Raw genomic sequence first — 18,125 nt, 5'->3', positions numbered from 1 at the left:
ATCGGGCGGTGTGCCCCGTTGCCGCGGGACTCAAGTCGATTTATCGTCCCAGCACGATTCGCGAGCAAGATCACAATATGTGAAGGGGCCGCGGCCATGGTGGCGAAGAAGACCGCCGTACAGCAGCCGGCGTCCGGCAGGTCCGCGGAGGCCTCCGGCGGTGCGGCCAAGGACGTGGGCGGGAAGAAGTCCGCGCAGGGGGGCTCGGCGGGGCGGGCGGCGAAGGAGGGCGGGGGGACGGCGGCCGAGGGGACGAAGGCCGCCGAGAAGAAGGCGACGGCCAAGAAGGCCGTGGTCAGGGAAGCAGCGACCAGGAAGGCCGAGGTCAAGAAAGCCGAGGTCAAGGCATCCGTGGCCGGGAAGGCGCCGACCGAGGCGGCAGCGGCCGGAGCGACAGCGGCCGGAAAGGCCACGGCCGAGGCGCCGACGGGGAAGGCATCGCCCGAGGCGCCGACGGGGAAGGCATCGGCGGAGAAGGCACCGGCCGACGAGGCGGCAGGGAAGAAGACGGCGGCCAAGAAGACCGTCCCGGGGGCCACCGTCAGGAAGACGGCGGGCAGGAAGGCGGCCGTCAAGAAGACCGCCGCCAAGAAGGCCCCGGCCGAGAAGGTCGCCGGAGGCAAGAGCACCACCACGAAGAGCGCGGCCGGGAAGGGCGCTGCCCGGACCGGCGCGGTCACACAGGACACGGCCGCGAGCAGCACGGCCACAAAGGCGGGTGCGGCCGAGGCCGCGCAGCAGACGGGAGCGACGACGGTGGTTGCGAAGAAGACTCCTGGCACGGCCACGGCGGCGAAGACAGCCGTTCCGAAGGCACGGGTAGCCGCGGCGGAGCCCGATGAGCTCGCGGTACGCCCGGGCGAGGACCCCTGGACGGCGGAGGAGGTCGAGGAGGCGCGATCCGAGCTGACGTCCGAGGAGACGCGGCTGCGCGAGGAGATCACGTCGTCGGAGCGGTCGCTCGCCGGTCTGATGCGGGACTCCGGGGACGGCGCGGGCGACGACCAGGCGGACACCGGCACCAAGAACATCACCCGCGAGCACGAGCTGGCCCTGGCCGCCAACGCGCGCGAGATGCTCCTCCAGACCGAGCGCGCCCTGGAACGCCTGCACGCGGGCACCTACGGCCTGTGCGAGAACTGCGGCAACCCCATCGGCAAGGCACGCATGCAGGCCTTCCCCCGGGCGACGCTCTGCGTGGAGTGCAAGCAGAAGCAGGAGCGCCGGTACTGACCGGCCGCCGAATGCCTCCTGAGCACGTGCGACGTACGGGGTGTGCCGTACCCTCGTCCTCAGTCAGGCACCTAGGTTGAGGGACTCACGTGGCAGAGGCGGAGCGCATCATCGGTACGCCGGACACACCGGACGCGGCCGGGGGCGGCAAGGAGCGGCCCGACTCCGAGGGCACCCCGGCCGGCGAGTCCGGCAGTGGACCGGCGGCCGCGGCAGGAGCGTCCGGTACCGGCGAGCCGGAGGACGCCGCTGGGCAGCCCCGCGGCCGGCGCCGGATCGCGGTGCTGTTCGCCGTCGCCTCGATCGCGTACGCCCTCGACCTGATCAGCAAGATGCTCGTGGTGGCCAAGCTGGAGCACCACCCGCCCATCGAGATCATCGGGGACTGGCTGAAGTTCGAGGCGATCCGCAACGCGGGCGCGGCCTTCGGCTTCGGTGAGGCCTTCACCGTGATCTTCACCATGATCGCGGCGGCGGTGATCGTGGTGATCGTCCGCCTCGCCCGCAAGCTCTACAGCCTGCCCTGGGCGATCGCGCTCGGCCTGCTGCTCGGCGGTGCGCTGGGTAACCTCACCGACCGGATCTTCCGGGCGCCGGGCGTCTTCGAGGGTGCGGTCGTGGACTTCATCGCGCCCAAGCATTTCGCCGTCTTCAACCTGGCCGACTCGGCGATCGTGTGCGGCGGCATCCTGATCGTGCTGCTGTCCTTCAGGGGCCTCGACCCGGACGGGACCGTCCACAAGGACTGAGCGCGCGTAAAGCCCCGCCGGTGCCGTCCGGCATACTCGACGGGTGAGCACGATTCCCGAGATCCGTACCCTGCCCGTGCCCGACGGCCTGGAGGGCGAGCGCGTCGACGCCGCCATCTCCCGCATGTTCGGCTTCTCCCGGACCAAGGCGGCCGAGCTCGCCGCCTCGGGGAAGGTCACGGTCGACGGGTCGGTGGTCGGAAAGTCGGAGCGCGTGCACGGCGGCGCCTGGCTGGAGGTCGAGATGCCGCAGGCGCCCGCGCCCGTGCAGGTGGTGGCCGAGCCGGTCGAGGGCATGGAGATCGTGCACGACGACGATGACGTGGTCGTGATCGTCAAGCCGGTCGGCGTGGCCGCGCACCCGTCGCCGGGCTGGACCGGGCCGACCGTCATCGGGGGCCTGGCCGCCGCCGGGTACCGGATCTCCACCTCCGGTGCCGCCGAGCGCCAGGGCATCGTGCACCGGCTCGACGTCGGCACCTCGGGACTGATGGTGGTCGCCAAGTCGGAGCGCGCCTACACCTCGCTCAAGCGCCAGTTCAAGGAGCGCACGGTCGACAAGCGCTACCACACCCTCGTCCAGGGGCACCCCGACCCGACCAGCGGCACCATCGACGCGCCCATCGGCCGGCACCCGCAGCACGACTACAAGTGGGCCGTCACCGCCGAGGGCAAGCCGTCCGTCACGCACTACGACCTCATCGAGGCGTTCCGCGCGGCCTCGCTGCTCGACGTGAAGCTGGAGACCGGCCGCACGCACCAGATCCGCGTCCACATGGCCGCCCACCGGCACCCCTGCGTCGGCGACCTCACCTATGGCGCCGACCCGACGCTCGCCAAGCGTCTCGGCCTGACCCGGCAGTGGCTGCACGCGGTGCGGCTCGGCTTCGAGCACCCCGGGGACGGGCAGTGGGCGGAGTTCTCCTGCGACTACCCGGAGGACCTGCAGAAGGCCCTGGACCAGGTCCGCGAGGAGACGTACGCGTGAGCACCCCGTACGCGGTGCGCGTCGCCGGGGACCCGGCCGATCGTGAGGCGTGCTTCGCGGTGCGCAAGGAGGTCTTCGTCGGCGAGCAGGGCGTGCCCGAGGACCTCGAGTACGACGCGTACGACGCCGACGCGGTCCATGTGCTGGCGGTCCGGGACGACGGTGTGCCGCTCGGGACCGGGCGGCTGCTGCACGGGGAGGCGGCCGTGGCGCAGACCGGCGCCGACCCGTCCGTGGGTTCCCTCGGCCGGCTCGCCGTGACGGGTCCCGCGCGCGGGCTCGGTGTCGGTGCCGCCCTGGTGCGGGTCATCGAGGACGCGGCACGGGCGCGCGGGCTCGCGGTCGTCGACCTGCACGCGCAGACGCACGCGCTCGGCTTCTACCAGCGGCTCGGCTATGAGCCGTACGGGCCCGAGTACTTGGAGGCGGGCATTCCGCACCAGGGGATGCGGCGTTCCCTTTAGCCCTTCATGGCGGGTGCCGAAACGGTTTGTCCCGGGAGTTGCGTGGCAGGCTTGAGGTCAGTCGTGTGAACATTTGACCTCCCGGAGCGCTGACCGTGGATCAGTTGGCCCTGCTGTTCGTGCTGCTGCTCGGGGCCGTGATCAGTGTCCCGGTGGGCGACCGGCTCGCGGTGCCCGCGCCGGTGCTGATGACGCTCCTGGGGATAGTCCTCGCGCTGCTCCCGTTCGTGCCGAATGTCGAGATCCCGCCGGACCTGATCCTGCCGCTGCTGCTGCCGCCCCTGCTGTACGCCGCCGTGCGGCGCACGTCCTGGCGGCAGTTCGCGGCGAACAAGCGACCGATCTTCCTGCTGGCCGTGGCGCTGGTGTTCGTCACCATGGCCGCCGTGGCCACCGTGGCCGAAGCGATCGTGCCGGGGCTGCCGCTCGCCGCGGCGTTCGCGCTGGGCGCGCTGGTGGCGCCGCCGGACCCGGTCGCGGCGACGGCCGTGGCCGGTCAGCTGGGCCTGCCGCGCCGGCTGGTGTCGATCCTGGAGGGCGAGGGGCTGTTCAACGACGTGACGGCCATCGTCCTCTACCACGTGGCGATCGCCGCCGCCGTCAGCGGGACGTTCTCGCCCTGGAAGGCCGGGTTCGATCTGGTGCTGTCGGCCGTCGTGGCGGTGGCCGTGGGCCTCGCGCTGGGCTGGGGCGCGAACAAGTTGATGGAAGTGCTCGGCGACGCGACCCTGCAGATCGGGCTGACCCTGCTGGTGCCGTACGCCTCGTACGTCATGGCCGAGGAACTGCACGGCTCCGGCGTGCTCGCCGTGCTCACCACCGCGCTGTTCCTCGCGGAGTACGGCTCCGACGCCGACGACGTCATGACGCGGCTGGCCGGGCACACGTTCTGGAACATCGTCGACACGCTCGTCACCGGCGTCGCATTCGGGCTGGTCGGGCTGGAGTTGCACAACGCGATCCGCACGGCGTCCGGGCGGTGGGGCGAACTGCTCTGGTGGGCGGCGGTCGTGGTGGGCGTCGTCGTGTTCGCCCGGCTGCTGTGGCTGCTGCCGGCGACCTGGCTGACCAAACGGCTGCACGCGCGGCGGGACTACGACGAGGACATCCCGGTGAGCTGGCGCGAGACCGTGGTGATGTGGTGGTCGGGGATGCGCGGGGTGGCCTCGGTCGCGCTGGTGCTGGCGATTCCGCTGGAGACCGATGCGGGCGCGCCGTTCCCCAGCCGGGACGAGATCATCTTCATCGCGTTCGGGGTGATCATGGCGACGCTGGTGCTGCAGGGGCTGACGTTGCCGTGGCTGGTGCGGCGGCTCGGGGTCAAGGCCGACACGGACCGGGAGAAGGAGTTCGCGAAGGCGCTGGCCATCCGGGCGGCCAAGGCCGCCAAACGCAGGCTGCGGGAGCTCGAGGGGGACGAGGAACTGCCGGAGGAACTGTCCGAGCAGATGCTGCGGCGGGCCTACGACATCGGGGTGCGGATCAGTCCCGAACTGGCCGAGGACGAGCGGCGGGAGGCGTACCGGGAGGGGGCCCGGCGGGTGAAGCGGGTGCGGCGGATCCACCAGGAGATGCTGAGTGCGGCACGGCACGAGGTGCTGGCGGCGCGCAGTGAGCCGGGGGCGGATCCCGAGGTGGTGGACCGGGTTCTGCGGCACCTCGACGTCCGTAGCCTGCGGTGAGCGGGTGGCTGCGGCTGCCGGTTTGACGGCGGACGGCCGGGGCGTCGTAGGGTCGTCGGTATGGCACGGAATGTAGTGATCAGTGGTGGAGGAACGGGAATTGGGCTCGCGGCGGCCCGGGTGTTCGCCGCCGGCGGCGATCGGGTGTTGCTGCTCGGGCGGCGGGCCGAGGTGCTGGAGAAGGCCGAGGTGCCCGGCGCGCTGACGTACGCGGCCGATCTCGCCGAGCCGGAGGACGTGCGCGGTGTCGCCGCCTTCGTGGAGCGGGAGTTGGGGGCTGTGGACGTGCTCGTGCACAGCGCCGGGGGCAGCGGGCTGCTCGAACCGGATGCCCCGGGTGGCGATCCGCTCGCGGCCGTCGCGCACACCTGGAGCGTGAACTTCCGGCTCAACACCCTGACCGCCGTCCTGCTCACCGAGGCGCTGAAGCCGCGGCTCGCCGAGCCCGGCGGACGGGTGCTGTTCCTCAGCTCCATCGCCGCCTACCGGGGGTCCGGGAGCGGGGCGTACGCGGCGGCCAAGGCGGGGCTGCATCCGTACGCCCATGATCTGGCCCGGGAGCTGGGGCCGCGCGGCATCACCGTGAACGTGGTCGCGCCCGGGTACATCGAGGACACCGAGTTCTTCGGGGACGCGATGGCCGAGGAGCGGCGGGCGCGGCTCATCGGCGAGACGTCGAACGGCCGGGCCGGGACCCCGGGGGACGTCGCCGAGACCCTGCACTGGCTGGCCTCCCCGGGCGCCGGGCACATCACCTCGCAGATCATCCAGGTCAACGGCGGCGCCGAGCGCGGCCACTGACCCGGGAGACGACAGGAGGGCTGCCCGCGCCGCGGGCAGCCCTCCTGTCGTCCGTGCGGGCGTCGGCCCGTGCCGTCAGCGCTCTGACCGGCCCGAGCCGTTGCCGTGGTAGCGGCGCTGCTGGGCCGGTACGCCGTCCGAGGAGGGGTGGTGGCCATTGCCGTTTTGGGACGGCGGGCGGATCGCGTCGGCCGTGTTGACCCGGGGCAGGGCGTACGGGTGCTCGTCGGACAGCCAGCCGATCATCTGCTCGCGGACCGCGACCCGCACCGTCCAGAGGTCGTCCGCGTCCTTGGCCGTCACCAGGGCCCGCACCTGCATGGTGTTCGGGGTGGTGTCCGTGACGGACAGGTTGTAGGCGCGGCCGTCCCAGGCCGGGCACTCGCGCAGGATGTCGCGGAGCTTGTCGCGCATGGCCTCCACGGGCGCCGAGTGATCGACGTGCCAGAAGACGATGCCGGTCATCTGCGGGGTGCCGCGCGACCAGTTCTCGAACGGCTTGGACGTGAAGTACGACACCGGCATGGTGATCCGGCGCTCGTCCCAGGTGTGGACGGTCAGGAACGTCAGGGTGATCTCCTCGACGGTGCCCCACTCGCCGTCCACGACCACGGTGTCCCCGATGCGCACCATGTCGCCGAAGGCGATCTGGAACCCCGCGAACATGTTGCTCAGGGTGGACTGCGCGGCGACACCGGCGACGATGCCGAGGATTCCGGCCGAGGCCAGCAGCGAGGCGCCCGCAGCGCGGAACGCCGGGAACGTCAGCAGCATGCTCGCCGCGGCCACCACCCCGACGATCGCGGACACCACCCGCATGATCAGCGTCACCTGGGTGCGCACCCGGCGGACCCTGGCCGGGTCGCGGTGGGCCCGGGCGTTGGCGTACCGGCTGTACGACGTCTCGACGATCGCCGCCGCGATCCGGATCACCAGCCAGGCGGCCGACCCGATCAGCACCAGGGTCAGCACCCGGCCGACGCCCTCGTCGCGGCTCGGAAGCAGTTGTGCCTCGTCGTACGACCCTCTCAGCAGGGCCGCGCACAGCACGAGCATGTAGGGAATGCGGCCACGGCGGAGCAGACCCCACAAGGGGGTCTCGTGGTGCCGTTCGTCGGCCTTGCGCAGCAGGAAGTCGGTCGCCCAGCCGATCACCAGCGTGAGCACGACCGAGCCACCGACCACGATCAGCGGTCGTAGCAGGTTCTCCATGCCCCCGAACCTAACCGGCTCGGGGGGTGCATGAACATGTGACTTCTGCGGCGTCATGGGTAGTGCCGTGATCTCGGGTTGTCACACCCGGCTGGCACCATGGCCTCATGAACATCATGCTCTTTCACTCGACCCATGGACTGCGGCCCGCGGTGCTCCAGGCCGCTGACCGGCTGCGTTCGGCCGGACACGAAGTGTGGACGCCCGACCTCTTCGAGGGGCGCACGTTCGAGTCGGTCGAGGAGGGCATGGAGCACAAGGAGAAGATCGGCAAGGAGGAGCTGCTGAAGCGGGCCGTGCTGGCCGCTGCTCCCTACTCCGAGCGCGGGCTGGTGTACGCCGGGTTCTCGCTCGGCGCCTCCATCGCCCAGACCCTCGCCCTCGGCGACGACAAGGCGCGCGGCCTGCTGCTCCTGCACGGCACGTCGGACATCGCGCCGGATGTCACGGTGGAGGACCTGCCGGTCCAGCTGCACGTGGCGGAGCCGGACCCCTTCGAGACGGACGACTGGCTGAGCGCCTGGTACCTCCAGATGGGCCGCACCGGCGCCGACGTCGAGGTGTACCGGTACGCCGGGGCCGGCCACCTCTACACCGACCCCGACCTGCCGGACTACGACGAGGAGGCCGCCGAGGCCACCTGGCGGGTGGCACTCGGCTTCCTCGACACCCTCTGAGAGGGCCGGCTCAGACCGGGGCGTAGACCCGCTCGATCTTCTGCGTGCCGCTGCGGGTGCGGTACGAGCGGGCCCACTTGGCCGTCGCGTCGTGCTTCGTGCGGTCGGAGATGACGTAGAAGTCCATCTGCGCGCGCTCGGCCGTGATGTCCAGGACGCCGAAGCCGTGCCGGTCGGTGTCGACCCAGTGGACATGGCGGTTGGCGGCACGGATGACCGGCGAGGCGACCGCGGAGACCGTGCCCTCCGGGACCTTGACGATGTCGTCGAGGTTGTCGGAGGTGACCGACGTGACGACGAACTCCGTGGCGGCCGACGGGGACAGCGGATACGTACCGGCGTCCACGGGCACGTCGTTGGCCCAGGCCATGTGGATGTCGCCGGTGAGGAAGACCGTGTTGCGGATCGCGTTGGTCCGCAGGTGCGCCAGGATCTCGCGGCGGTCGTCGGTGTAGCCGTCCCACTGGTCGGTGTTGAGGGCGAGGCCCTCCTGCGGCAGGCCCAGCAGCTTGGCCAGCGGCTTCAGCAGGTCGGCGGAGAGCGAGCCGATGGCGAACGGCGAGACCATCACGGAGTTGCCGACCAGCCGCCAGGTGGTGTCGGACGACGTCAGCCCCGCCTTGAGCCAGTCGAGCTGGGCGCGGCCGGTGAGCGTGCGGTCCGGGTCGTCGACGTCGCCGTTGCCGACCTTGACCTGCTGCGAGCGGAAGGAGCGCAGGTCCAGCAGCGAGAGGTCGGCCAGCTTGCCGAAGCGCAGCCGGCGGTAGGTGGTGCCCGCGATCGCCGGACGCACCGGCATCCACTCGAAGTAGGCCTGCTTGGCGGCGGCCTGACGGGCGGACCAGGCGCCCTCCGCGCCCTCGGTGTGGTTCTCCGCGCCGCCCGACCAGGCGTCGTTGGCGAGCTCGTGGTCGTCCCAGATCGCCACGACCGGGGCCGTGGCGTGCAGCGCCTGGAGGTCCGGGTCGGTCTTGTACCGCGCGTGCCGGATGCGGTAGTCGGCGAGTGTGACGATCTCGTGGGCCGGGGCGTGCGGGCGGACGACCTTGTCGCGGGTGCCGTACTCGCCGGTGCCGTACTCGTAGATGTAGTCGCCGAGGTGCAGCCAGGCGTCCAGGTCGCCGCGGGCCGCGAGGTGGCGGTACGAGGAGAACCAGCCGGCCTCCCAGTTGGCGCAGGAGACGACGCCGAAGCGCAGGCCCGGGACGGCCGCGTCGTGCGCCGGGGCGGTGCGGGTGCGCGCGACGGGGGAGTCGGTGCCGCCGGCGGAGAAGCGGAACCAGTAGTCGGTGCCCGGCTGCAGGCCGCGGATGTCGGCCTTCACGGTGTGGTCGGAGGCGGCCGTCGCGGTGGTGGAGCCCTTGGCGACGACGCTGCTGAACGCCTTGTCCCTGGCGACGACCCAGCTCACCTCGGTGTCCGGGCCGACTCCGGAGCCGGGTATCGCCTCCGGGACCGGGGTGACGCGGGTCCACAGCAGGATGCCGTCGGGCAGCGGGTCACCGGAGGCGACGCCGTGCAGGAAGGCGGGGGCCTGGTCGACGGCGCGCGCCGGCAGGGTCGCCGCCAGCGGGCCGGCCAGGACAGCGGTCGCCGCCGCGGCCTTGACGACCGTACGGCGGCGCGGGGTGAGGGAGTTGAGGCCCTCTGACGTTTTCGATGATCTGTATCGACTGGTCACGACCGATCAGGTTACTGATCGGTACGCGCCAGAGCGGGCGAACTCGCGAAGTTCGCCCGCTCTTCACATGCCGGCCGGTCCCTGACCTGCCGTCACTTCTTGAGGGCCTCGCCCACGACCCTGTTGAAGTCGGCCACGGTCATCAGCGGAGTGCCCTGGTTGTCGGCGGTGAGCTGCTTGCCGTCCATGACGAAGCCCGGGGTGCCCGTGACACCGTCCTTGTTGTCGTCGAAGGTCTTCGACATGGCCATCGCCCAGGCGTCGTAGGTGCCCTTCTCGACCGCGTCCTGGAACTTCTTGTTGTTCTTCAGCTCGGGGACGGTGTCGGCGACCTTGATGAGGTAGCTGTCGTCCTTGAACTTGTCGGTCGTCTCGTCCGGGTGGTACTTCGCCGAGTACAGCGCGGCCTTGTAGTCGAGGAACGCCTTGTCGCTGACGTTCAGCGCGGCGCCCAGGGCGCTCAGGGCGTTCTTGGAGCCCTCGCCGTTGTCCTTGTTGTCGATGAACGTGGCGCCGACGAACTGCATCTTGTACTTGCCGCCGTCGATGTCCTTCTTCACGGTCGGGCCGACGGTCTGCTCGAACTGGGCGCACACGGGGCAGCGCGGGTCCTCGTAGACCTTCAGGGTCTTCTTGGCCGAGTCCTTGCCGATGACGACCGTGGTGCCGTCGGTGCCCGTGGTGTTGGCCGGGGCGGTGACCTTGGCGTCCTTCTGGCCCTCCCAGTAGCTGGGCTTGTTGGCCTGGACGACGGCGTACCCGATGCCGCCGGCTATCGCCAGCACGCCGACGATGGAGCAGGCGACGATGACCTGCCGCTTGACCTTCGCGCGCTTGGCCTCGCGCTCACGCTCGACGCGCAGCCGCTCGCGGGCCGCCGTCTTCGCCGCCTGGGTGTTCCGCTTGCTCATGGTGATGTTCTCCGTGGGGGACGCGCACACCTGCGTGTGCGGAATACGTAAGGGGGACTGCCGGTGCTCGAAAGTGCCTCATGCCAGGGCGGGTGAGCACGGCGGTCCACGCCGTCCCAGGGAGTACGCGAGGATCCGGTCGCGGGCGGTGGGAGTGCGGTCGGCGGCGCGCGCCGGCAGGCGCCGCCCGGCCGGGGCCCGCTCCACCGCGACCGCGGCGACCGCCAGCAGCAGCGGCCGGAACGTGGTCGCCGTCACCGCCCGCAGCAGCTGGGCCAGGGCGCGCTCGCCGCGGCGCAGCCATGCGGCGGCGAGGAGCCCGACGCCGATGTGCGCGCCGAGCAGCAGCCAGGCGGTGGCGGGGTCGGCAAGGGCGGCCGCGGCAGCGAGCCGGTCGGTGCCGGTGGCCCCGGCCATCCGGGCCAGGGGTGTGCCGACCTCGCCGCCGCCGCAGAGCACGTCCAGGCCGACCGAGCGCAGGGGACCGGTGACCGGCCCGCCCGCCCGGCCGTAACAGGCGTGCTGGCCCGTGGTGAACACCGTGTCGGCGGCCAGTTCCAGCGGGATCAGCAGGGCCGCGATCCTCCCGAAGGAGCGCTCGCGGCCCGCCAGGGCGAACGCGATCACGAACACGGAGGCGGCGACCGCGGCCACCGTGCCCACCGGCAGCGGGGCCCGGGACAGCAGCACGTGCGACGCGGTGCTGAGCGTCACGACCACCGTCGTGAACAGCGCCGCGCGTACGGCTCTGAGCTGGATCCCGGATATGTCCATAGCGAAAGGAGAGTCTGTCATGGGGGCCGGTAAGGGACCCCTAAAGGATGCCTGTGAGTGAGCGGATGGCCAAAGCCGGTTACAGACCCGGAATCCGTCCGTTGCGGAACAGGTCCACGAAGGTCTGGTGGTCGGCACGCGCGCGTGCGCCGTAGCGGTGCGCGAAGTCGACCAGCAGGGGGGCGAAGCCCTCCTCGTCGGCCGCGAGCGCCGCGTCGATGGCCCGCTCCGTGGAGAACGGCACCAGGGACTCGCCGGACTGGTCGTCCGCCGCCGAGTGCATCGTGGCCGTCGCCCGGCCGAGGTCGGCCACCACCAGGGCGATCTCCTCCGGGTCGTCGATGTCGCCCCAGTCGAGGTCCACGGCGTACGGCGAGATCTCGGCGACCAGCTGGCCCGCGCCGTCCAGCTCGGTCCAGCCCAGCCACGGGTCGGCGTGCGCCTGGAGGGCGCGCTGGGAGATCACCGTGCGGTGTCCCTCGTGCTGGAAGTACCCGCGGATCGCCTGGTCCGTGATGTGCCGGGAGACGGCCGGGGTCTGGGCCTGCTTGATGTAGATCACGACATCGTTCTCCAGGGCGTCGCTGTGCCCCTCCAGCAGGATGTTGTACGACGGCAGACCCGCCGAGCCGATGCCGATGCCGCGCCGGCCGACGACGTCCTTCACTCGGTAGGAGTCCGGGCGGGCCAGCGAGCTGTCCGGGAGCGTCTCCAGGTAGCCGTCGAAGGCGGCGAGGACCTTGTAGCGCGTGGCCGCGTCCAGCTCGACGGAGCCGCCGCCCGAGGCGAAGCGGCGCTCGAAGTCGCGGATCTCCGTCATCGAGTCCAGCAGGCCGAAGCGGGTCAGCGAGCGGGCGTCACGCAGCGCGTCCAGCAGCGGACCCTGCGCCGTGTCCAGCGTGAACGGCGGCACCTCGTCGCTCTTCGCGCCCGTCGCCAGCGCGTGGATCCGCTCGCGGTAGGCGCCCGCGTAGATCGTCACCAGCTCGGTGATCTGCTCGTCGCCGAGCGCCTTCGCGTACCCGATCAGCGCGATGGAGGCGGCGAAGCGCTTCAGGTCCCAGGTGAAGGGGCCGACATAGGCCTCGTCGAAGTCGTTGACGTTGAAGATCAGGCGGCCGTTGGCGTCCATGTACGTGCCGAAGTTCTCCGCGTGCAGGTCGCCGTGGATCCACACGCGCGAGGTGCGCTCGTCCAGGTACGGGCCGCCCCGCTTCTCCTCGTCCATGTCGTGGTAGAAGAGGCACGCCGTACCCCGGTAGAAGGCGAAGGCCGAGGCCGCCATCTTCCGGAACTTCACGCGGAAGGCGGCCGGGTCGGCCGCCAGCAGCCGGCCGAAGGCGGTGTCGAAGACGGCGAGGATCTCCTCACCGCGGTGCTCGTCGTCGAGCTGCGGGAACGACATCGCTGGGTGCCTCCTGGTGCATGCGTTTCAGGGCGGCTGGTCCGCCCTCTGCCTAACGTGCGGCGGTCCGCGGGAGTGCCCGCGAACCCTCGGACGAAGGTACGCGGGTCAGCCCTCCGGGTGTCAGTGCCGAGGCATAGACTTCGACGCTGTCCCCCAGACTGTCCGCAGCCTGCCGGGCCCCATTCGACCCCTGTTCTCTCTGGAGGCCGCAGCCGTGTCAAAGCCGCCGTTCACGCACCTGCACGTCCACACCCAGTACTCGCTGCTGGACGGTGCCGCGCGGCTGAAGGACATGTTCAACGCGTGCAACGAGATGGGCATGACGCACATCGCCATGTCCGACCACGGCAACCTCCACGGCGCGTACGACTTCTTCCATACCGCCCAGAAGTCCGGAGTGACCCCGATCATCGGGATCGAGGCCTATGTCGCGCCCGAGTCCCGGCGCAACAAGCGCAAGATCCAGTGGGGCCAGCCGCACCAGAAGCGGGACGACGTCTCCGGTTCCGGTGGCTACACCCACAAGACGATGTGGGCGGTGAACTCGACCGGATTGCACAACCTCTTCCGGCTGTCCTCCGACGCCTACGCCGAGGGCTGGCTGCAGAAGTGGCCCCGGATGGACAAGGAGACCATCTCCCAGTGGTCCGAGGGGATCGTCGCCTCCACCGGCTGCCCCTCCGGCGAGGTCCAGACCCGGCTGCGCCTCGGCCACTTCGACGAGGCCCTGAAGGCCGCCGCCGACTACCAGGACATCTTCGGCAAGGACCGTTACTTCCTGGAGCTGATGGACCACGGCATCGAGATCGAGCACCGGGTCCGCGACGGCCTGCTGGAGATCGGCAAGAAGCTCGGCATCCCCCCGCTGGTCACCAACGACTCGCACTACACGTACTCGCACGAGGCGTCCGCACACGACGCCCTGCTGTGCATCCAGACCGGCAAGAACCTCTCCGACCCCGACCGCTTCAGGTTCGACGGCACCGGCTACTACCTGAAGTCCACGGACGAGATGTACGCCATCGACTCCTCGGACGCCTGGCAGGAGGGCTGCGCCAACACCCGCCTGATCGCCGAGATGGTCGACACCACGGGCATGTTCCAGAAGCGCGACCTGATGCCGAAGTTCGACATCCCGGAGGGGTACACGGAGGTCAGCTGGTTCCGCGAGGAGACCCTGCGCGGCATGAACCGCCGCTTCCCGGACGGCATCCCGGACGACCGCATGAAGCAGGTCGAGTACGAGATGGACACCATCATCTCGATGGGCTTCCCGGGCTACTTCCTCGTGGTCGCCGACTTCATCATGTGGGCCAAGAAGCAGGGCATCGCGGTCGGCCCCGGCCGAGGCTCCGCGGCCGGCTCGATCGTCGCCTACGCCCTCGGCATCACCGACCTCGACCCCATCCCGCACGGACTGATCTTCGAGCGGTTCCTCAACCCCGAGCGCATCTCCATGCCCGATGTCGACATCGACTTCGACGAGCGCCGGCGCGTCGAGGTGATCCGGTACGTGACGGAGAAGTACGGCGCCGACAAGGTCGCCATGATCGGCACGTACGGCACCATCAAGGCCAAGAACGCGATCAAGGACTCCGCGCGCGTGCTGGGCTATCCGTATGCGATGGGCGACCGCCTCACCAAGGCCATGCCCGCCGACGTCCTCGGCAAGGGCATCAACCTCGACGGCATCACCAACCCCGAGCACCCCCGCTACTCGGAGGCGGGCGAGATCCGGGCGATGTACGAGAACGAGCCGGACGTGAAGAAGGTCATCGACACCGCCAAGGGCGTCGAGGGCCTGGTCCGGCAGATGGGCGTGCACGCCGCCGGCGTGATCATGTCCAGCGAGACGATCACCGACCACGTGCCCGTCTGGGTCAGGCACACGGACAAGGTCACCATCACCCAGTGGGACTACCCGAGCTGCGAGTCGCTCGGCCTGCTGAAGATGGACTTCCTGGGCCTGCGCAACCTGACGATCATGGACGACGCCGTCAAGATGGTGAAGTCCAACAAGGGGGTCGACATCGACCTCCTGAGCCTCCCGCTCGACGACCCCACGACCTTCGAACTGCTCCAGCGCGGCGACACCCTCGGTGTCTTCCAGTTCGACGGCGGCCCCATGCGCTCCCTGCTCCGGCTGATGAAGCCGGACAACTTCGAAGACATCTCCGCCGTGTCGGCCCTGTACCGCCCGGGCCCGATGGGAATGAACTCCCACACGAACTACGCGCTGCGCAAGAACGGGCAGCAGGAGATCACACCGATCCACCCGGAGCTGGAGGAGCCGCTCAGGGAGGTCCTGGACGTCACCCACGGCCTGATCGTCTACCAGGAGCAGGTGCAGAAGGCCGCCCAGATCATCGCCGGCTACTCGCTCGGCGAGGCCGACATCCTCCGCCGCGTGATGGGCAAGAAGAAGCCCGAGGAGCTCGCGAAGAACTTCGTCCTCTTCCAGGAGGGCGCCCGCAAGAAGGGCTTCAGCGACGAAGCCATCCAGGCCCTGTGGGACGTGCTGGTCCCCTTCGCCGGCTACGCGTTCAACAAGGCGCACTCCGCCGCGTACGGACTCGTCTCGTACTGGACGGCGTACCTCAAGGCGAACCACCCCGCCGAGTACATGGCCGCGCTGCTCACGTCCGTGAAGGACGACAAGGACAAGTCGGCCGTCTACCTCAACGAGTGCCGCCGCATGGGCATCAAGGTGCTCCCGCCGGACGTCAACGAGTCGATGTCCAACTTCGCGGCCCAGGGCGACGACGTGATCCTCTTCGGCCTCTCCGCCGTCCGCAACGTCGGTACGAACGTGGTCGAGTCGATCATCAGGTGCCGCAAGGCCAAGGGGAAGTACGTCTCCTTCCCGGACTACCTCGACAAGGTGGAGGCGGTGGTCTGCAACAAGCGCACCACCGAATCGCTGATCAAGGCCGGCGCCTTCGACGCCATGGGCCACACCCGCAAGGGCCTCACCGCGCACTACGAGCCGATGATCGACAACGTGGTCGCGGTCAAGCGCAAGGAGGCCGAGGGGCAGTTCGACCTCTTCGGCGGCATGGGCGAGGCCGAGACCAGCGAGCCGGGCTTCGGGCTCGACGTGGAGTTCTCCCCCGACGAGTGGGACAAGACCTATCTGCTCGCCCAGGAGCGGGAGATGCTCGGTCTGTACGTCTCCGACCACCCGCTGTTCGGCCTGGAGCACATCCTGTCGGACAAGGCCGACGCGGGCATCTCCCAGCTGACCGGAGGCGAGCACTCCGACGGCGCGGTCGTCACCATCGGCGGCATCATCTCGGGCCTGCAGCGCAAGATGACCAAGCAGGGCAACGCCTGGGCCATCGCCACCGTCGAGGACCTCGCCGGCTCGATCGAGTGCATGTTCTTCCCCGCGACCTACCAGCTCGTCTCGACCCAACTCGTCGAGGACGCCGTGGTGTTCGTCAAGGGCCGCCTCGACAAGCGCGAGGACATCCCGCGGCTCGTCGCGATGGAGCTGATGGTCCCGGACCTGTCCAACGCGGGCACCAACGCGCCCGTGGTCCTCACCATCCCGGCCACCCGGGTCACCCCGCCGCTGGTCAGCCGCCTCGGCGAGGTCCTCAGCCACCACAAGGGCGACAGCGAGGTCCGGATCAAGCTCCAGGGACCGACCAAGACGACCGTGCTGCGGCTGGACCGGCACCGGGTGAAGCCGGACCCGGCGCTCTTCGGCGACCTGAAGGTGCTGCTCGGACCGTCCTGCCTGGCGGGGTGACGCAGGGCTCTTGATGCGCTTGAGGGGCGTACCCGGTTGCGGGTACGCCCCTCGTGCATGTGCGTGGGCTCAACAACCCGTCACGCAGATGTCAGTTGTGGCCGAAGCTGCGCTTTCGCTTGCCGGTCGGGGCCATCTCGCCGGGGGTCACCTCGACCTCGGTCTGGGGCTCCGCCTGCGAGGCGGGGCTGCGGTCCGCCCGCTGGCCACGCTCGGTGGGACGCTGCTGCTTACGGTCACGGTTCTTGTTCTTGGCCATGGTGATGCCTCCTGTGGGGGACTAGGGGCCAGGGCCGGGACCAGATTCACACAGGCCGACAACGATCGCATGTCGGACAATTACCGTGCGTGACAGGGGTGGTCGGAGCCGGAAGTCCCGAAACGCCACGCCGAAGATCGAGTTCCGGCCGTTAACCTCCGCGCGGTCGGGCAGACTCGAAGCAAGCCCGAAGCAAACCTCCTGGGAAGAGGGTGAGTCGCGTGGACCGCTGCATCGTCCTGGTGGACGCTGGGTATCTGCTGGGAGCCGCGGCGAGTCTCCTCGCCGGGGAGCCCTCGCGGTCCCGCATCACCATCGACCACACCGCTCTCATCCAGGGGCTGCGGGAACGCGCCGAATCGGACACACAGCAGCCGCTGCTGCGCATCTACTGGTTCGACGGCGCCCCCGACCGCGTCCCGCAACCCGAGCACCGCAGGCTGCGCGTGATGCCCCGGGTCACCGTCCGGCTCGGCGCCCTGACCCGCAGCGACGGCCGCTGGGCGCAGAAGGGCGTGGACGCCGCGATGCACGCCGAGCTCACCGAACTGGCCCGCAACCGCGCCTGCTCCGACGTCGTCCTCGTCACCGGCGACGGCGATCTGCTGCCCGGCATGATGGCCGCCAAGGAGCACGGCGTCGCCGTCCACCTGTGGGCCGTCCAGGCCGCCGACGGCGACTACAACCAGTCCGAGGACCTGGTCGCCGAAGCCGACGAGCGGCGCGTCCTGGACCGCACGTGGATCACCAAGGCCGTCCGCGCCAAGGACTACACCGGGGTGTGCGCGCCGCAGCCCGCGCCCCGGCCCGAGATCGCCGCGATCCTCTCCGCGCCGCTGCCCGAGTCCGCGCTCGGTGCCACGACCGAACGGCCCGCCCCGCAGCCCCGGCACCCGGCGGCCGGCCCCGGGCAGAACGGCACCGAAGAGCGGGTGCCCGCCGCCAAAGGCGTCCCCACGCCCAAAGACCTCGCCGCCCTGCGCGCCCCCGGCACCCAGCCGGCCCAGCCCCCCGCCTCCGCCACCCTCCGGTGGTCCTCCGACAAAGGCTGGGTCGACCGGCCCACAGCCGAGCCCCCCGAGGCCGCCTCGATGCCGACGCTCGCCCAGCTGACCACGGCAGAGCAGCGGTGGGCCGACCGCGAGGAGGACATCACCACCGTCGGCGGTGACCCGTTCGAGGTGGGGCAGGTCTTCGCCCGGCGCTGGGTCGAACGCCTCGGCGACCAGAACCACCTGCAGAAACTGTCCGGGATGTACCCGCGGATCCCGCACCGCGTCGACGGCGAGCTGCTGCGCTACGCCGCCCGCTTCGGCCTGCTCGCCCACAAGGACGACCAGATCGACGAGCGGGACCGGTACGCCATCCGGGCGGGCTTCTGGCGGGAGATCAGCGTGCGCACGGGCGTGGAGCACCCACCCCTCGACGACTGAGTTCTTTGCCGGCGGATTTCCCGGTATGGACCGACCCGAGAGCGGACCGGGGTCGCCGACCCCGTAGTCTCGTCCCTTGTGAGTAAGCGCGCGGCACAG

14 protein-coding genes and 1 pseudogene are annotated in these 18,125 nt (G+C 70.3%); 9 read left to right on the top strand and 6 right to left on the bottom strand.

From position 1 onward, the window contains the following. Window positions 1-96 precede the first annotated feature (96 nt). The 6 genes from AB0G20_RS30345 (at window position 97) to AB0G20_RS30320 (ending at window position 5,917) form a co-directional block, all read left to right on the top strand. Complete coding sequence (locus AB0G20_RS30345; protein ID WP_361307848.1) at window positions 97-1,233, top strand: TraR/DksA family transcriptional regulator; 1,137 nt, start codon at window positions 97-99, stop codon at window positions 1,231-1,233. A gap of 89 nt (window positions 1,234-1,322) precedes the next feature. Further along, a complete protein-coding gene (gene lspA, locus AB0G20_RS30340) occupies window positions 1,323-1,982 on the top strand; it encodes a signal peptidase II (RefSeq protein WP_361307846.1) in 660 nt (219 codons plus the stop codon). Window positions 1,983-2,025: 43 nt separating this feature from the next. After that, entirely contained in the window at window positions 2,026-2,970 is a 945-nt protein-coding gene (locus AB0G20_RS30335; RefSeq protein WP_361307844.1) for an RluA family pseudouridine synthase, read from the top strand. Continuing rightward, window positions 2,967-3,434 (top strand): GNAT family N-acetyltransferase, encoded by a 468-nt coding sequence (locus AB0G20_RS30330; RefSeq protein WP_361307842.1) that lies wholly within the window; start codon window positions 2,967-2,969, stop codon window positions 3,432-3,434. Before AB0G20_RS30335 ends, AB0G20_RS30330 begins: the two co-directional genes overlap by 4 nt. A 95-nt stretch (window positions 3,435-3,529) precedes the next feature. Beyond that, a complete protein-coding gene (locus AB0G20_RS30325) occupies window positions 3,530-5,116 on the top strand; it encodes a Na+/H+ antiporter (protein ID WP_361307840.1) in 1,587 nt (528 codons plus the stop codon). Between the two features lie 60 nt (window positions 5,117-5,176). Further along, the gene (locus tag AB0G20_RS30320; RefSeq protein WP_361307838.1) at window positions 5,177-5,917 is read left to right on the top strand and encodes an SDR family oxidoreductase; all 741 of its coding nucleotides are present in this window, start codon (window positions 5,177-5,179) and stop codon (window positions 5,915-5,917) included. 75 nt (window positions 5,918-5,992) lie between these two features. Here AB0G20_RS30320 and AB0G20_RS30315 read toward each other — a convergent pair whose 3' ends face one another. Beyond that, window positions 5,993-7,129 (bottom strand): mechanosensitive ion channel domain-containing protein, encoded by a 1,137-nt coding sequence (locus tag AB0G20_RS30315; RefSeq protein ID WP_361307836.1) that lies wholly within the window; start codon window positions 7,127-7,129, stop codon window positions 5,993-5,995. A gap of 98 nt (window positions 7,130-7,227) precedes the next feature. Here AB0G20_RS30315 and AB0G20_RS30310 point away from each other — a divergent pair. Further along, window positions 7,228-7,806, top strand: a pseudogene (locus AB0G20_RS30310) (dienelactone hydrolase family protein); the annotation flags it as partial. A gap of 10 nt (window positions 7,807-7,816) precedes the next feature. Here the strand turns inward: AB0G20_RS30310 and AB0G20_RS30305 are convergent. The 4 genes from AB0G20_RS30305 to AB0G20_RS30290 all read right to left on the bottom strand — a co-directional run bounded on the left by AB0G20_RS30305 (window position 7,817) and on the right by AB0G20_RS30290 (window position 12,577). Further along, complete coding sequence (locus AB0G20_RS30305) at window positions 7,817-9,487, bottom strand: alkaline phosphatase D family protein (protein ID WP_361307834.1); 1,671 nt, start codon at window positions 9,485-9,487, stop codon at window positions 7,817-7,819. 92 nt (window positions 9,488-9,579) lie between these two features. Then, on the bottom strand, window positions 9,580-10,398 hold the full coding sequence (locus AB0G20_RS30300) for a thioredoxin domain-containing protein (protein WP_361307832.1): 819 nt from the start codon (window positions 10,396-10,398) through the stop codon (window positions 9,580-9,582). A gap of 78 nt (window positions 10,399-10,476) precedes the next feature. After that, window positions 10,477-11,172: a hypothetical protein gene (locus AB0G20_RS30295; protein WP_361307830.1), complete on the bottom strand. Its 696-nt coding sequence runs from the start codon at window positions 11,170-11,172 to the stop codon at window positions 10,477-10,479. A 79-nt stretch (window positions 11,173-11,251) separates the two neighbouring features. Continuing rightward, on the bottom strand, window positions 11,252-12,577 hold the full coding sequence (locus AB0G20_RS30290; protein WP_361307828.1) for a DUF2252 domain-containing protein: 1,326 nt from the start codon (window positions 12,575-12,577) through the stop codon (window positions 11,252-11,254). Between the two features lie 217 nt (window positions 12,578-12,794). Between AB0G20_RS30290 and dnaE the strand changes: the two genes are divergently transcribed. Then, window positions 12,795-16,334 carry a DNA polymerase III subunit alpha gene (gene dnaE / locus AB0G20_RS30285; RefSeq protein WP_361307826.1) on the top strand — a complete coding sequence of 1,180 codons (3,540 nt, stop codon included), beginning with the start codon at window positions 12,795-12,797 and terminating at the stop codon, window positions 16,332-16,334. A gap of 91 nt (window positions 16,335-16,425) precedes the next feature. Here the strand turns inward: dnaE and AB0G20_RS30280 are convergent, their stop codons facing one another. Next, window positions 16,426-16,593, bottom strand: a complete 168-nt coding sequence (locus AB0G20_RS30280; RefSeq protein WP_361307824.1) for a hypothetical protein — start codon at window positions 16,591-16,593, stop codon at window positions 16,426-16,428. Window positions 16,594-16,814: 221 nt separating this feature from the next. Here AB0G20_RS30280 and AB0G20_RS30275 point away from each other — a divergent pair, with 221 nt between their 5' ends. After that, a complete protein-coding gene (locus AB0G20_RS30275; protein ID WP_361307822.1) occupies window positions 16,815-18,026 on the top strand; it encodes an NYN domain-containing protein in 1,212 nt (403 codons plus the stop codon). The last annotated feature ends 99 nt before the right edge of the window (window positions 18,027-18,125 follow it).

Origin of the sequence: Streptomyces sp. NPDC024017 (assembly GCF_040638895.1) — a bacterium.
Taxonomy (GTDB): Bacteria; Actinomycetota; Actinomycetes; order Streptomycetales; family Streptomycetaceae; genus Streptomyces.
This window is presented reverse-complemented; position numbering and strand designations above follow the sequence as displayed.